At 45.7% G+C, this 13,218-nt stretch carries 20 protein-coding genes and 2 pseudogenes; 21 read left to right on the forward strand and 1 reads right to left on the reverse strand.

Going from position 1 to position 13,218, the window contains the following annotated elements:
• Window positions 1-7 precede the first annotated feature (7 nt).
• The 21 genes and pseudogenes from rplF (at window position 8) to rpsI (ending at window position 12,479) form a co-directional block, all read left to right on the forward strand.
• A complete protein-coding gene (gene rplF, locus D5E69_RS00810) occupies window positions 8-547 on the forward strand; it encodes a 50S ribosomal protein L6 (RefSeq protein ID WP_048007620.1) in 540 nt (179 codons plus the stop codon).
• A gap of 33 nt (window positions 548-580) precedes the next feature.
• The gene (gene rplR, locus D5E69_RS00815) at window positions 581-943 is read left to right on the forward strand and encodes a 50S ribosomal protein L18 (protein WP_048007621.1); all 363 of its coding nucleotides are present in this window, start codon (window positions 581-583) and stop codon (window positions 941-943) included.
• A gap of 21 nt (window positions 944-964) precedes the next feature.
• Window positions 965-1,465: a 30S ribosomal protein S5 gene (rpsE, locus tag D5E69_RS00820; protein WP_048007622.1), complete on the forward strand. Its 501-nt coding sequence runs from the start codon at window positions 965-967 to the stop codon at window positions 1,463-1,465.
• Between the two features lie 13 nt (window positions 1,466-1,478).
• A complete protein-coding gene (gene rpmD / locus D5E69_RS00825; protein WP_048007623.1) occupies window positions 1,479-1,661 on the forward strand; it encodes a 50S ribosomal protein L30 in 183 nt (60 codons plus the stop codon).
• A 32-nt stretch (window positions 1,662-1,693) separates the two neighbouring features.
• Window positions 1,694-2,134 carry a 50S ribosomal protein L15 gene (rplO, locus tag D5E69_RS00830; protein ID WP_048007624.1) on the forward strand — a complete coding sequence of 147 codons (441 nt, stop codon included), beginning with the start codon at window positions 1,694-1,696 and terminating at the stop codon, window positions 2,132-2,134.
• A complete protein-coding gene (secY, locus tag D5E69_RS00835) occupies window positions 2,134-3,426 on the forward strand; it encodes a preprotein translocase subunit SecY (protein WP_048007625.1) in 1,293 nt (430 codons plus the stop codon). The genes rplO and secY overlap by 1 nt, the downstream gene beginning before the upstream one ends.
• Window positions 3,427-3,487: 61 nt before the next feature.
• The gene (locus D5E69_RS00840; RefSeq protein ID WP_048007626.1) at window positions 3,488-4,138 is read left to right on the forward strand and encodes an adenylate kinase; all 651 of its coding nucleotides are present in this window, start codon (window positions 3,488-3,490) and stop codon (window positions 4,136-4,138) included.
• Window positions 4,138-4,884, forward strand: a complete 747-nt coding sequence (map, locus tag D5E69_RS00845; protein WP_048007627.1) for a type I methionyl aminopeptidase — start codon at window positions 4,138-4,140, stop codon at window positions 4,882-4,884. The genes D5E69_RS00840 and map overlap by 1 nt, the downstream gene beginning before the upstream one ends.
• A 15-nt stretch (window positions 4,885-4,899) precedes the next feature.
• Complete coding sequence (locus D5E69_RS00850) at window positions 4,900-5,220, forward strand: KOW domain-containing RNA-binding protein (RefSeq protein WP_048007648.1); 321 nt, start codon at window positions 4,900-4,902, stop codon at window positions 5,218-5,220.
• On the forward strand, window positions 5,207-5,425 hold the full coding sequence (infA, locus tag D5E69_RS00855; RefSeq protein ID WP_048007628.1) for a translation initiation factor IF-1: 219 nt from the start codon (window positions 5,207-5,209) through the stop codon (window positions 5,423-5,425). The genes D5E69_RS00850 and infA overlap by 14 nt, the downstream gene beginning before the upstream one ends.
• A gap of 38 nt (window positions 5,426-5,463) precedes the next feature.
• A complete protein-coding gene (rpmJ, locus tag D5E69_RS00860; protein ID WP_003156543.1) occupies window positions 5,464-5,577 on the forward strand; it encodes a 50S ribosomal protein L36 in 114 nt (37 codons plus the stop codon).
• Window positions 5,578-5,600: 23 nt separating this feature from the next.
• A complete protein-coding gene (gene rpsM / locus D5E69_RS00865; RefSeq protein WP_048007629.1) occupies window positions 5,601-5,966 on the forward strand; it encodes a 30S ribosomal protein S13 in 366 nt (121 codons plus the stop codon).
• A gap of 25 nt (window positions 5,967-5,991) precedes the next feature.
• The gene (gene rpsK / locus D5E69_RS00870; protein ID WP_048007630.1) at window positions 5,992-6,381 is read left to right on the forward strand and encodes a 30S ribosomal protein S11; all 390 of its coding nucleotides are present in this window, start codon (window positions 5,992-5,994) and stop codon (window positions 6,379-6,381) included.
• Between the two features lie 155 nt (window positions 6,382-6,536).
• A complete protein-coding gene (locus D5E69_RS00875) occupies window positions 6,537-7,481 on the forward strand; it encodes a DNA-directed RNA polymerase subunit alpha (protein WP_048007631.1) in 945 nt (314 codons plus the stop codon).
• A gap of 45 nt (window positions 7,482-7,526) precedes the next feature.
• Complete coding sequence (rplQ, locus tag D5E69_RS00880; RefSeq protein ID WP_048007632.1) at window positions 7,527-7,889, forward strand: 50S ribosomal protein L17; 363 nt, start codon at window positions 7,527-7,529, stop codon at window positions 7,887-7,889.
• Between the two features lie 284 nt (window positions 7,890-8,173).
• A complete protein-coding gene (locus D5E69_RS00885) occupies window positions 8,174-9,010 on the forward strand; it encodes an energy-coupling factor ABC transporter ATP-binding protein (RefSeq protein WP_159129084.1) in 837 nt (278 codons plus the stop codon).
• A complete protein-coding gene (locus D5E69_RS00890; protein WP_159129085.1) occupies window positions 8,986-9,849 on the forward strand; it encodes an energy-coupling factor ABC transporter ATP-binding protein in 864 nt (287 codons plus the stop codon). The genes D5E69_RS00885 and D5E69_RS00890 overlap by 25 nt, the downstream gene beginning before the upstream one ends.
• A complete protein-coding gene (locus D5E69_RS00895; protein ID WP_048007635.1) occupies window positions 9,846-10,643 on the forward strand; it encodes an energy-coupling factor transporter transmembrane component T family protein in 798 nt (265 codons plus the stop codon). The genes D5E69_RS00890 and D5E69_RS00895 overlap by 4 nt, the downstream gene beginning before the upstream one ends.
• A gap of 15 nt (window positions 10,644-10,658) precedes the next feature.
• A pseudogene (gene truA, locus D5E69_RS00900) lies at window positions 10,659-11,399 on the forward strand (tRNA pseudouridine(38-40) synthase TruA); the annotation flags it as partial.
• A 227-nt stretch (window positions 11,400-11,626) separates the two neighbouring features.
• A complete protein-coding gene (rplM, locus tag D5E69_RS00905; protein WP_048007636.1) occupies window positions 11,627-12,064 on the forward strand; it encodes a 50S ribosomal protein L13 in 438 nt (145 codons plus the stop codon).
• 22 nt (window positions 12,065-12,086) lie between these two features.
• Window positions 12,087-12,479, forward strand: a complete 393-nt coding sequence (rpsI, locus tag D5E69_RS00910; protein ID WP_048007637.1) for a 30S ribosomal protein S9 — start codon at window positions 12,087-12,089, stop codon at window positions 12,477-12,479.
• A gap of 100 nt (window positions 12,480-12,579) precedes the next feature.
• On the opposite strand, the pseudogene D5E69_RS23765 reads toward rpsI, so the two are convergent.
• Window positions 12,580-12,764, reverse strand: a pseudogene (locus D5E69_RS23765) (tyrosine-type recombinase/integrase); the annotation flags it as partial.
• Window positions 12,765-13,218 lie beyond the last annotated feature (454 nt).

Here is a 13,218-nt window from a genome sequence, read left to right on the forward strand (position 1 = left end):
CAACAGGATGTCACGTGTAGGTAAACTACCAATCGAAATTCCATCTGATGTTACAATTACAGTAGCTGAGAACAATCTCGTCACTGTAAAAGGACCTAAAGGGGAACTTTCTCGTACATTCAATTCAGATATTAAAGTAGAAGTAGAAGGGACAACTGCTACAGTTACCCGTCCTTCTGATGCTAAAGAACACCGCGCGCTTCACGGTACAACTCGTGCTTTGATCGCGAATATGGTTGAAGGAGTCTCTAAAGGATTCCAACGAAACCTAGAGCTAGTCGGTGTTGGTTACCGTGCTCAAAAACAAGGTACGAAACTTGTGCTTAACGTTGGTTACTCTCACCCAGTTGAGATCGAACCAGAACAAGGCATCGAGATCGAAGTACCGGCAAACACTAAGATTTCCATCAAAGGAATCGACAAAGAACGCGTTGGCGCATTAGCTGCTAACATCCGTGCAGTACGTTCTCCTGAGCCTTACAAAGGAAAAGGTATTCGCTACGAAGGCGAATATGTTCGTCGTAAAGAAGGTAAAACAGGTAAATAATGCCGCGTAGGCTAAAGAAAGGAGTGACCGTAGGTGATTACTAAGCCAGATAAGAACAAAACACGTAAGAAAAGACATGCCCGTGTCCGTTCAAAAATTACTGGAACTGAAACTCGTCCTCGTCTGAACGTTTTCCGTTCTAATAAAAATATCTACGCTCAACTTATCGATGATACTAATGGTGTGACTCTAGTGAGTGCATCTTCTCAAGATAAAGATTTCGGAACTGAAGCAACTGCAACTGTTGAAGCAGCAGCGAAAGTTGGAGAACTAGTTGCGAAAAAAGCTGTAGAAAAAGGCCTTAAATCAGTGGTATTCGACCGTGGTGGATATCTATACCATGGCCGCGTTAAAGCTTTGGCTGAAGCAGCTCGTGAAAACGGCCTAGAATTTTAATAAAAAGGAGGGACAATCCAGATGAGTCGTATTGATTCAAGCAAACTTGAATTTGAAGAACGCGTAGTTACAATCAATCGTGTTGCGAAAGTAGTTAAAGGTGGACGTCGTTTCCGTTTCGCTGCTCTTGTAGTAGTAGGTGACAAAAACGGCCACGTTGGCTTCGGTACTGGTAAAGCGCAAGAGGTACCAGATGCAATCCGTAAAGCGATTGAAGATGCGAAGAAAAATCTAATCGAAGTTCCTATGGTAGGTGGAACTACACCTCACCAAGTTACTGGTCAGTTTGGCGCAGGTCAAATCCTGATCAAGCCAGCTTCTGCCGGTACTGGAATCATCGCTGGTGGACCTGTCCGTGCGGTACTAGAGTTGGCTGGTGTTCAAGATATCCTTTCTAAGTCATTGGGTTCTAACACTCCAATCAACATGGTTCGCGCAACAATCCAAGGTCTTACACAACTTAAGCGTGCTGAAGACGTAGCAAAACTACGTGGTAAATCAGTAGAAGAGATCTTAGGTTAAGGGAGGGATAACGATGGCTAATAAACTAGAAATTACCCTCACTCGCAGCATCATTGGCCGTCCTCAAGATCAACGTAAAACTGTTGAAGCTTTGGGACTTCGCAAAATGCATCAAACAGTCGAGCAACAAGATAATGCTGCAATCCGTGGCATGATCAACAAGGTTTCACACCTTGTGACTGTAACTGAAAAATAATACCTAACGTTTATAAAGAAGGAGGTGCCGACATGAAATTACATGAATTACAATCTGCAGAAGGTTCTCGTAAAGTCCGTAACCGTGTAGGACGTGGTATTGGTTCAGGTAATGGTAAGACATCTGGTAAAGGTCATAAAGGACAAAACGCCCGTTCAGGCGGTGGAACACGTCCTGGCTTCGAAGGTGGTCAAACTCCATTATTCCAACGTCTTCCTAAACGTGGATTCACGAACATCAATCGTAAAGAGTATGCAATCGTCAACCTTGACGCATTAAATCGCTTCGAAGATGGTACAGAAGTTACTCCTGCCCTACTGGTTGAAACTGGTGTGGTAAGTAACGAAAAAGCAGGAATCAAGATTCTTGGTAAAGGTTCAATCGAGAAAAAGCTTACTGTTAAAGCAACTAAATTCTCAACCACTGCTAAAGAAGCTATCGAAGCTGCTGGCGGTACAACCGAGGTGATCTAATGTTTCGAACTGTCTCCAATTTTATGCGCGTGGGTGATATAAGAAATAAAATTATCTTCACCCTTCTAATGTTAATTGTCTTTCGTCTTGGTACCTTTATCCCGGTACCAAACGTAGACGCTGAAGTATTGAAAATGCAAGACCAGGCGGGGCTTCTCGGATTCCTGAATACATTTGGTGGCGGTGCACTTCAGAACTTCTCGATCTTCGCGATGGGGATCATGCCGTATATCACGGCTTCCATCATCGTACAGCTCCTGCAAATGGATGTTGTTCCAAAGTTTACGGAATGGTCGAAGCAAGGCGAAGTGGGTCGTCGTAAATTAGCCCAGTTCACACGATATTTCACCATCATCTTAGGTTTTATTCAAGCTTTCGGTATGTCCTATGGCTTCAATAGAATCTATGGTGGGATGCTCATTCAAAGCCCGGGACCAAGTACGTACCTTCTTATTGCGTTAGTATTGACGGCCGGTACGGCTTTTCTTATGTGGTTGGGTGAACAAATCACGGCTAAAGGTGTTGGAAATGGTATCTCGATCCTGATCTTTGCAGGTATCGTCGCTGCCATCCCTAACACTGTAAACCAAATCTATGCACAACAAATCGAAGGTGCTGGTGAACAGCTCTTCCTTCGCATTGTGGTTCTTGCACTTCTTGTTTTGGCAGTCATTGCAATCGTAGTTGGAGTAGTGTTCATTCAACAAGCACTTCGTAAAATTCCGATTCAATATGCAAAACGTTTAGTGGGGCGTAGTCCGGTTGGTGGACAGTCAACGCATATCCCATTGAAGGTGAATGCTGCGGGTGTTATTCCGGTAATCTTCGCGATTTCCTTTATCATCACTCCACAGACAATCTCATCCTTCTTTGGAAACAACAATGTGACAGATACGATTCAATACATTTTTGATTATACGAAACCAGTCGGAATGATCATTTATGTGGCGTTGATCGTCGCATTTACGTATTTCTATGCTTTCATTCAAGTCAATCCGGAGCAAATGTCCGAGAACTTGAAGAAGCAGGGTGGTTATATCCCGGGTATCAGACCAGGGAAGAACACACAGGAATATCTCACTCGCGTTCTGTATCGTCTAACAATTGTAGGTGCTGCCTTCCTTGCTATCATTGCAGTTCTACCGGTATTCTTCATTAATTTTGCAGGATTGCCGCAGTCGGCTCAAATCGGCGGAACAAGCTTACTCATCGTAGTGGGTGTTGCGCTTGAGACGATGAAACAACTGGAATCTCAGCTTGTGAAGCGTCACTACAAGGGATTCATCAAATAAGAGGGTTTTCGGGAACATTATGTTCCTGAAGCCGTTTTATAGACAATTAGGGGGAGTTCGAGTGAATATAGTTCTAATGGGCTTACCAGGTGCAGGAAAAGGCACTCAAGCTGAAAAGATCGTAGAAAAGTATGGTATCCCCCATATTTCTACCGGTGACATGTTCCGTGCCGCCATCAAGGAAGGCACAGAGCTAGGTTTGAAGGCTAAATCTTTCATGGACAATGGTGATCTGGTACCTGATGAGGTAACGATCGGCATCGTCGGTGAACGTTTAAGCAAAGAGGACTGCAATAAGGGCTTCTTACTGGACGGGTTTCCTAGAACGGTTGCTCAAGCAGAAGCACTTGAGAACATCCTAGCTGATCTTGGTAAAAAAATGAATTATGTCATTAACATCGACGTAGATAAGGACATCCTGATGGAGCGTTTGACAGGTCGCAGGATCTGCAGAGAGTGCGGCGCTACGTATCATCTTGTCTTTAATCCACCGAAAGAAGAAGGTGTTTGCACACGCTGTGGAGGAGAACTCTACCAACGTGCCGATGATAACGAAGAAACGGTTCAAAACCGTCTTGACGTCAACATCAAGCAAACTCAACCACTGCTTTCATACTACGAAGATAAAGGATATCTCAAGAATATCAACGGTCAACAAGACATCAACCTGGTGTTTGCTGACATCGATGAGCTTCTCGGAGGCCTTTCATAATGATCATCTGCAAAACTCCGAGGGAGATTGAGATCATGCGCCATGCAGGCAAGATTGTGGCTTTGACTCATGCGGAATTGCAAAAGCATATTTCTCCGGGAATATCGACGAAGGAATTGGATGCAATCGCTGAGAAATTCATTCGTAAACATGATGCAATTCCATCTTTTAAAGGGTATAATGGGTTTCGTGGCAGCATCTGTGCCTCAGTGAATAATGAACTTGTTCACGGGATTCCAGGGGATCGCGTCCTTAAGAATGGCGATATTATCAGTCTCGATATCGGTGCGAAATATCAAGGCTATCATGGGGATTCGGCTTGGACTTATCCTGTTGGGACAATAGATGATGAAACTCAAAAGCTTCTCGATGTAACAGAGGAATCACTCTTTCTGGGATTGAAGGAAGCGAAGCCAGGCGAACGTTTGTCGAATATCTCTCATAGTATACAAACTTTTGTGGAAGCCAATGGCTTTTCAATCGTTCGTGAGTATGTGGGACACGGTGTTGGTCAAGACTTACATGAGGACCCGCAAATCCCTCATTATGGACCGCCAAACAAAGGTCCGCGTCTGAAGCCTGGCATGGTACTGGCAATTGAACCGATGGTAAACGCAGGAACCCGATATGTGAAGACATTATCGGATAACTGGACTGTTGTCACAGTTGATGATAAAATGTGTGCGCACTTTGAACACACCATTGCAATTACTGAAGAAGGCTATGAGATTTTGACGAAAGCCTGAGTGAAGGTGATTGGATTGATCGAGTCAGAATCAACGGCGAGAATCGGCCAGGTCGTTCAGATCCTTTCCGGAACTGAATGCGGGAGCTACTCGATCGTTGTTCAGCAATTGGATGAACGTTTTGTACTCATCGCAGATGGAGATAAGAGACGGTTCGACCGCCCTAAACGGAAGAACATCAAGCATCTTCGGCTGTGTGACCATGTTTCTCCAGAAGTTCATAACAGTATGATGGAAACAGGCAGAGTGACGAACGGTAAACTGCGCCATGCAGTTTCGAAGTTTGTAGAAGAAATAAGCGAGAAGAAGGGAGACGCGTTCAATGGCAAAAGATGATGTAATTGAAGTTGAAGGTAAAGTACTAGAAACTTTGCCGAATGCTACTTTTAAAGTAGAATTAGAAAATGGTCATACCATTCATGCTCATGTATCAGGGAAGATCCGTATGCACTTCATCCGTATCCTGCCTGGTGATAAGGTGACTGTCGAACTTTCACCATATGACTTGACTAAAGGTAGAATCACTTATCGTTACAAATAATCTATTGCACTCCGTACTATCAAGGAGGTTAGAATAAGATGAAAGTCAGACCATCTGTAAAACCTATCTGCGAAAAATGCAAAGTCATCCGCAGAAAAGGAAAAGTCATGGTTATCTGTGAAAACCCTAAACACAAACAAAAACAAGGCTAAACTTAAAGGAGGTGCGAATCACTATGGCACGTATTGCTGGTGTAGACATTCCACGTGACAAACGTGTTGTCATTTCATTAACATACATCTATGGAATTGGTAAAAACACTGCTGCTAAAATCTTGGCTGAAGCCGGTGTATCAGAAGATACTCGCGTTCGCGATCTTACTGAGGACGAACTTGGTAAAATCCGTGATATCGTCGACAAATTGAAAGTTGAGGGTGACCTTCGTCGTGAAATCTCACTCAACATCAAACGTCTGATGGAAATCGGTTCTTACCGCGGTCTTCGTCACCGTCGTGGACTACCTGTTCGTGGTCAACATACGAAGAACAATGCACGTACACGTAAAGGTCCTCGTAAAACTGTAGCTAACAAGAAAAAATAATAGGTAAAGGAGGTTACTTCTTAGTATGGCACGTAAACAAAACACTCGTAAACGTCGTGTGAAAAAGAATATCGAAGCCGGTATTGCTCACATCCGTTCTACATTCAATAACACAATCGTAACTATTACTGATGTTCACGGAAACGCTGTTGCATGGTCAAGTGCAGGTTCACTAGGATTCAGAGGATCTCGTAAATCTACACCATTCGCAGCACAAATGGCTGCTGAAACAGCTGCTAAAGCTTCTCAGGAACACGGTTTGAAAACTCTTGAAGTAACAGTTAAAGGTCCTGGTGCTGGTCGTGAAGCTGCAATCCGTGCGCTTCAAGCTGCAGGTCTTGAAGTTACTGCAATCAGAGACGTCACTCCAGTTCCTCATAATGGATGCCGTCCGCCAAAACGTCGCCGCGTTTAATTTCTCTGTATAAATTTTGTATCGTTGTCTATAATGGGTTATGATACAAAATGTTCAGAAAAGTAACCAGTTGTTGGTGCACAATAGGGAACGTAAACAAGGGGAATTTCGGACTTTAGACCGGAGTTCGACGTTTTGAAGGAGGGTAAATATTAATGATCGAAATTGAAAAGCCAAAAATTGAAACGGTTGAGATCAGCGATGATGCCACATATGGAAAGTTCGTCGTAGAACCACTTGAGCGTGGATATGGTACAACTTTGGGTAACTCCTTACGTCGTATCCTACTATCGTCACTCCCAGGTGCCGCTGTCACATCTATTCAAATAGATGGAGTACTGCATGAGTTTTCAACAATTGAAGGCGTCGTAGAGGATGTCACATCCATCATTTTGAATATCAAGAAGCTGGCGTTGAAGATCTACTCTGATGAAGAGAAGACGTTGGAAATTGATGTGCAGGGTGAAGGCGTCGTTACGGCTGCTGATATTACTCACGATAGTGATGTTGAAGTGTTGAACCCCGATTTACACATCGCAACATTATCGAAAAGTGGTCATTTCCGTGTGCGTCTAAGCGCAGCTCGCGGACGTGGTTACCGACCTGCAGATCAAAACAAGCGTGAAGATCTTCCAATTGGCGTGATCCCAATCGATTCTATTTACACTCCAGTATCTCGCGTTAACTATCAGGTGGAGAATACGCGTGTCGGTCAAATGACCAACTACGATAAACTTTCCCTTGATGTATGGACTGATGGAAGTATTGGACCTAAGGAAGCTATTTCTTTGGGAGCTAAGATTCTGACAGAACATCTTAATATTTTCGTTGGCCTTACAGATGAGGCGCAGAACGCTGAAATCATGGTTGAAAAAGAAGAGGATCAAAAAGAGAAAGTTCTTGAGATGACTATCGAAGAATTGGATCTTTCCGTTCGCTCTTACAACTGCTTGAAGCGTGCTGGAATCAACACTGTGCAAGAACTTGCTAACAAAACTGAAGAAGATATGATGAAAGTACGTAACCTTGGACGTAAATCCCTTGAAGAGGTCAAAGTTAAACTTGAAGACCTTGGACTTGGATTGCGCAAAGACGACTGATCGACTTCTTTCTATAGATAGACTCAACAAAGGAGGGAACCCTTAATGGCTTACAGAAAGTTAGGACGTACAAGTGCTCAACGTAAAGCAATGCTACGTGATTTAGCTACAGACCTAATCATCAACGAGCGCATCGAAACAACTGAAACTCGTGCGAAAGAGCTTCGTTCGGTTGTGGAGAAAATGATCACTCTAGGTAAACGCGGTGATCTTCATGCTCGTCGCCAAGCAGGTGCATACATTCGTAAAGAAGTTGCTAACGCTGAAACTAACCAAGATGCTCTTCAAAAGTTGTTCGCTGACATCGCTCCACGCTACACAGAGCGTCAAGGTGGATACACTCGCATCATGAAGGTTGGTCCTCGTCGTGGTGACGGTGCTCCAATGGCAATCATCGAATTAGTTTAATAATTCGTGACGACTAACATTAAGGGCGGGACAGTTAATCCTTAACTGTTCTTTGCCCTTTTTGTATAAGTGCATGTCGATGAAAAGCAGAGCGTTACGATGAGCAGCTCAGGCTGACTCGTCTAGCTCGTGCACCCCTTCCAACTTCTATAGGCATAGAAGCTGTTCAATGGATTGAACAAGAAAAGACTTCTTTTCTTTGGACGGGGTGCAGGCTTTTTTTTGTATATGGGCATTTTTTTGATAAGCTGAGATGAGAGTAGTGTAGAGGAGGTAGAGTAGGATTGGATAAGATCATCAACGTAGAGAATGTCCGCTTCCGATATTCCGACGAAGGGAATGAAGCGCTGAAAGGCATCAGGCTCTCCGTCAACCGGGGCGAATGGCTGGCGATCGTCGGGCATAATGGATCAGGGAAATCCACCCTTGCCAAAATGCTGAACGGTCTTCATTTTCCGAATGAAGGAGTCGTCACAGTGGACGGCACCCGCCTTCAGGAAGAGACGATCTGGGAGATCCGCGCCAAGCTGGGAATGGTATTTCAAAACCCTGACAATCAATTTGTCGGTGCGACAGTTGAGGATGATGTGGCTTTTGGGTTGGAAAACCATGGTGTGCCTCATGATGTGATGGTGAAACGAGTGAGGGAAGCACTGAAGAACGTCCATATGGGTGATTTTCTTGCTCAAGAGCCGCACCATCTATCGGGTGGACAGAAGCAACGGGTGGCCATCGCAGGTGTCATTGCCCTGCAGCCATCCATCATCATCCTGGATGAAGCCACCTCCATGCTCGATCCCAAAGGACGAAAAGAGGTATTAGAGGTGGTCCGGAAGCTGAAGGAAGAAGAGGAGCTGACGGTCATCTCCATCACCCACGACCTTGAAGAAGCATCAAGGGCCGACCGGATCATCGTCCTGAACCAGGGAACCGTGTTCAAAGAGGGAACCCCGGAGGAGATCTTCAAGCTTGAAGACGAACTGACGGGACTGGGTCTTGATTCACCGTTTACAATCAAGCTTGCCGGTGCTTTGAAGGAACGGGGAATTCCATTATCTAAAACATACTTAACAGAAGAAGAGTTGGTGAATGAACTATGCAGATCACATTTAAACATGTAGAGTACCGGTATTCATTCAACACTCCATTCGAAAAGTTGGCGCTTGAGGACATCAATCTGGAGATCCCGACCGGACGATTCCTGTCCGTCATCGGACACACGGGCTCCGGGAAATCCACGCTCCTGCAACACCTGAACGGGTTATTGAAACCGACGGAGGGCACCGTGACGATGGGGGACCATACGATCCATGCGAAACAAAAGTCGAAGAGCCTCAAAGCTGTACGCCAAAAGGTAGGGATCGTCTTTCAGTTCCCGGAGCATCAGCTCTTTGAAGAAACGGTCCTGAAAGATATCTGCTATGGGCCGATGAATTTTGGCATCAGCAGGGATGTGGCCGAAGCACGTGCAAGGGAACTGATCGTCAAGGTCGGTCTGACTGAAGACGTCCTTGAAAAGTCCCCGTTTGATCTTTCCGGTGGGCAGATGCGCCGTGTCGCCATCGCTGGCGTTCTTGCCATGAACCCTGAAGTCATCGTGCTGGATGAGCCGACGGCAGGGCTTGATCCGCGGGGGCAAAAAGAGATCATGGACATGTTCTATGAGCTTCACAAAGAAAAGGGTCTCACGACGATCCTGGTCACCCACAGCATGGAGGATGCAGCACGATATGCCGATGAGATCGTCATCATGCAAAAGGGCCGGTTGAAGAAGCAGGGCTCTCCGAGAGAGATCTTCTCCCACGCGGAACAACTGTTTGAAATGGGCTTGGATGTGCCGGATGTCGTTCGCTTCCAGTACGAATACGAAATGGCCTCAGGCAGATCCCTCGGCCGGACATGCTTGACGATCGAAGAGCTGGCAGACGCCATTTCCATGTCAGGGGGTGGACGGCCATGATGGAAAAGATGATCATCGGACGCTACGTCCCCGGGGATTCTGTCCTTCACAGGATGGACCCACGGGCAAAGATCCTCTTTATCTTCGGATTCATCTGCATCGTCTTTTTGGCGAACAACGCGCTGACGTATGGGATACTCGGCATATTTACACTCGGGGCATTGCTCCTTTCAAAATTGCCGATCCGATTCATATTGGGCGGCTTGAAGCCGATCCTGTGGATCATCCTGTTTACATTCCTGCTGCATATCTTCTTTACTAAAGAAGGCGATGTGCTCGTTGATCTGAAATGGTTTGCTATATATGAAGAAGGCCTGAGACAAGGGATTTTCATCAGCTTACGGTTCTTTTACCTTATTTTGATTACATCCTTGCTTACGCTGACTACTTCGCCGATCACGATCACGGATGGACTCGAGACGCTTCTGAATCCACTTCGTAAGATCAAGTTCCCCGTACACGAGCTGGCCCTCATGATGTCCATCTCCCTCAGGTTCATCCCGACCCTGATGGAAGAAACGGATAAGATCATGAAGGCACAGATCGCCCGGGGGGCAGAGTTTACCTCAGGACCGATCAAGGACAGGCTCCAGGCCATCGTACCGCTTCTGATCCCACTCTTCGTAAGTGCCTTCAAGCGTGCGGAAGACTTGGCAACCGCCATGGAAGCAAGAGGCTATCAGGGCGGGGAGGGCCGGACGAAATACCGACTCCTTTCCTGGAAGGGCAGGGATACGATGGTCATCATCGTCCTGCTGGTCCTCACGGGACTCCTGATCGTGTTCAGGGGATGACAGGGGGAATGACTCATGCAACGAATCAAATGCACACTGGCGTATGATGGGACCGGTTTTCACGGGTATCAGGTACAGCCCGGTCAACGGACGGTCCAAGGCGAGCTTGAACGGGTCCTCGGTGCCATCCATAAAGGGGCATCGATCCGGGTGACGGCCTCTGGTCGTACGGATGCCGGGGTCCACGCACAAGGGCAGGTGTTTCATTTTGACACCCCGCTCTCCATACCGGGGGAGAAATGGCCGGTCGTCCTCAATACCCGCATACCGGACGAGATGACCATCCTGCGTGCCGAGTGCGTCTCAAGTGACTTCCACTCACGTTTCTCTGTAAAAGAGAAGGAATATCGCTATAGGATTCATAAAGGGGCGGAGAGAAGTCCGTTTCACCGGAACTTCGCCCTCCACTATCCGTATCCACTTGACGTCGGCCTGATGGAGGAAGCCGCTGCCCACCTTCTCGGTGAGCATGACTTCACAAGCTTCTGTTCGGCCAAGACCGAAGTGGAAGATAAGATCAGGACCATCCATGCCATCACCTTTGAGGAGACCGCTGACGAGCTTGTCCTGTCCTTCAGGGGAAATGGATTCCTTTATAACATGGTGAGGATCCTGACGGGGACCTTGCTGGAAGTCGGATCCGGGAAACGGAGTCCTGACAGCATCCCGGACACCCTTGCTGCAAAGGACCGGGACGCAGCAGGGAAAACGGCACCTGCCCACGGCTTATATCTGTGGAATGTGTGCTACGGAAACGAAATGGCAAGGGATGATTCGAATGGATCATACCCTTGTAAGCAGGAAAGCATCACGAATCAAAAATAAAAAACTAAAACAACTAATCCTGGTGTAACATACCCTTGACATTCTTCTGGGAACAAGATAATATAGCATATGGTATGTTATTAACCCCACGATAAGCCCCGGAAACTTATTGTGATTTAAGAATAAATACTACGGATTGAGTAATAGGAGGATAAATCATGCGTACAACGTATATGGCTAAAGCCACTGAAATCGAACGTAAATGGCTCGTTGTAGATGCAGAAGGCAAAACTCTTGGTCGTTTGGCTAGTGAAGTTGCTTCTATTCTACGCGGTAAACACAAACCAACATTCACACCACATGTTGACACTGGTGATCACGTGATCATCTTGAACGCTTCTAAAATCGAATTGACTGGTAAAAAGCTTACTGACAAGATCTACTACCGTCACAGCCTTCACCCAGGTGGTTTGAAACAACGTACTGCATTGGAAATGCGTACAAACTACTCAGAAAAAATGCTTGAACTAACAATTAAAGGAATGCTTCCTAAAGGTTCCCTAGGTCGTCAAATGTTCAAGAAACTGCACGTATACGCTGGAGCGGAGCATCCGCACCAAGCACAACAACCTGAAGTTTACGAACTTCGTGGATAATTAAAAAGAGGAGGTTATTATCTTGGCTCAAGTTCAATATTATGGAACTGGTCGTCGTAAGAGCTCAGTAGCTCGCGTACGTTTGGTACCAGGTAACGGAAACATCATCATCAACGATCGTGAAGTAGAAGTATACATCCCATTCGCAGCACTACGCGAAGTAATCAAGCAACCTTTAGTTGCTACAGAAACTCTTGGTAACTACGATGTACTCGTAAACGTACATGGTGGAGGTTACACTGGCCAAGCTGGAGCTATCCGTCACGGTATCGCTCGTGCTTTGCTTCAAGTTGACCCTGAGTACCGTGGTTCTCTAAAACGCGCTGGTCTATTGACTCGTGACTCCCGTATGAAAGAACGTAAAAAATACGGTCTTAAAGGTGCACGTCGCGCGCCACAATTCTCAAAACGTTAATATACTTGGTATATCAACACGTACCCTCTTTGCTCTTACTGGGCAAGGAGGGTATTTTTGTGTCTGAATATGGTATTGAATACCCCTTGAATACCTTTAGCTAAAAATCCATGTATTGCTGGAACATCTCCGCTGTTTTCTCCTTCGCTTCATCGCTTCATCGGTCACATGAGTGTAAATATCCATCGTGGTTTGAACGTCTGAATGACCAAGACGGACTTGTACATCTTTAATAGAAGCACCTGCTGCAAACAGTAGACTGGCATGTGTATGACGGAATGCATGAACATGATTTGCGGAAGCTCCAGGTTCTTTAGATAAAAACTCTTTAGCTTTTCATTCAAATAGGCCATTCGACAATAATCCATTTCATGTATTAGCTGATTATGGAATGTAAATAAGGGCTTCTTATTAGTATTGAAACCTCTTAACAACTGAACCTAAACTATGTTATTTTTACTACTATAAAATGGTAAGCCAAAGAGATCGAGAAGTTAGTAAAAGAACAGCATCAGCAGAAAGAACGTAATAGTTTGTATAAAAAAGTGGATCTTGCTGCATTAGACCCTAATAAGCCGCAAAAAGAATCCAATTCGGAGTAGACATACACCACGTCATCCCAAGAGAGTACGGGGGAGGAAACAGTTTCTCGAATCTGTATCCATTACCGCGAACCATTCACCAGCAATCGGTATCTCCATGGTGGGCAAGCTACTAAAATGAAAATAGGGGGAGTTTC

The organism is Rossellomorea marisflavi (assembly GCF_009806575.1).
Taxonomy (GTDB): Bacteria; Bacillota; Bacilli; order Bacillales; family Bacillaceae_B; genus Rossellomorea; species Rossellomorea marisflavi_A.

Excerpts from the sequence above, each read along its gene's own strand:
- rplF (WP_048007620.1), top strand. The coding sequence starts at position 8 with ATGTCACGTGTAGGTAAACTACCAATCGAAATTCCATCTGATGTTACA.
- rplO (WP_048007624.1), top strand. The coding sequence starts at position 1,694 with ATGAAATTACATGAATTACAATCTGCAGAAGGTTCTCGTAAAGTCCGT.
- rpsM (WP_048007629.1), top strand. The coding sequence starts at position 5,601 with ATGGCACGTATTGCTGGTGTAGACATTCCACGTGACAAACGTGTTGTC.
- rpsK (WP_048007630.1), top strand. The coding sequence starts at position 5,992 with ATGGCACGTAAACAAAACACTCGTAAACGTCGTGTGAAAAAGAATATC.
- D5E69_RS00895 (WP_048007635.1), top strand. The coding sequence starts at position 9,846 with ATGATGGAAAAGATGATCATCGGACGCTACGTCCCCGGGGATTCTGTC.
- D5E69_RS00875 (WP_048007631.1), top strand. The coding sequence starts at position 6,537 with ATGATCGAAATTGAAAAGCCAAAAATTGAAACGGTTGAGATCAGCGAT.
- rpmJ (WP_003156543.1), top strand. The coding sequence starts at position 5,464 with ATGAAAGTCAGACCATCTGTAAAACCTATCTGCGAAAAATGCAAAGTC.
- D5E69_RS00890 (WP_159129085.1), top strand. The coding sequence starts at position 8,986 with ATGCAGATCACATTTAAACATGTAGAGTACCGGTATTCATTCAACACT.
- rplQ (WP_048007632.1), top strand. The coding sequence starts at position 7,527 with ATGGCTTACAGAAAGTTAGGACGTACAAGTGCTCAACGTAAAGCAATG.
- rpmD (WP_048007623.1), top strand. The coding sequence starts at position 1,479 with ATGGCTAATAAACTAGAAATTACCCTCACTCGCAGCATCATTGGCCGT.
- secY (WP_048007625.1), top strand. The coding sequence starts at position 2,134 with ATGTTTCGAACTGTCTCCAATTTTATGCGCGTGGGTGATATAAGAAAT.
- rplM (WP_048007636.1), top strand. The coding sequence starts at position 11,627 with ATGCGTACAACGTATATGGCTAAAGCCACTGAAATCGAACGTAAATGG.
- rpsE (WP_048007622.1), top strand. The coding sequence starts at position 965 with ATGAGTCGTATTGATTCAAGCAAACTTGAATTTGAAGAACGCGTAGTT.
- infA (WP_048007628.1), top strand. The coding sequence starts at position 5,207 with ATGGCAAAAGATGATGTAATTGAAGTTGAAGGTAAAGTACTAGAAACT.
- map (WP_048007627.1), top strand. The coding sequence starts at position 4,138 with ATGATCATCTGCAAAACTCCGAGGGAGATTGAGATCATGCGCCATGCA.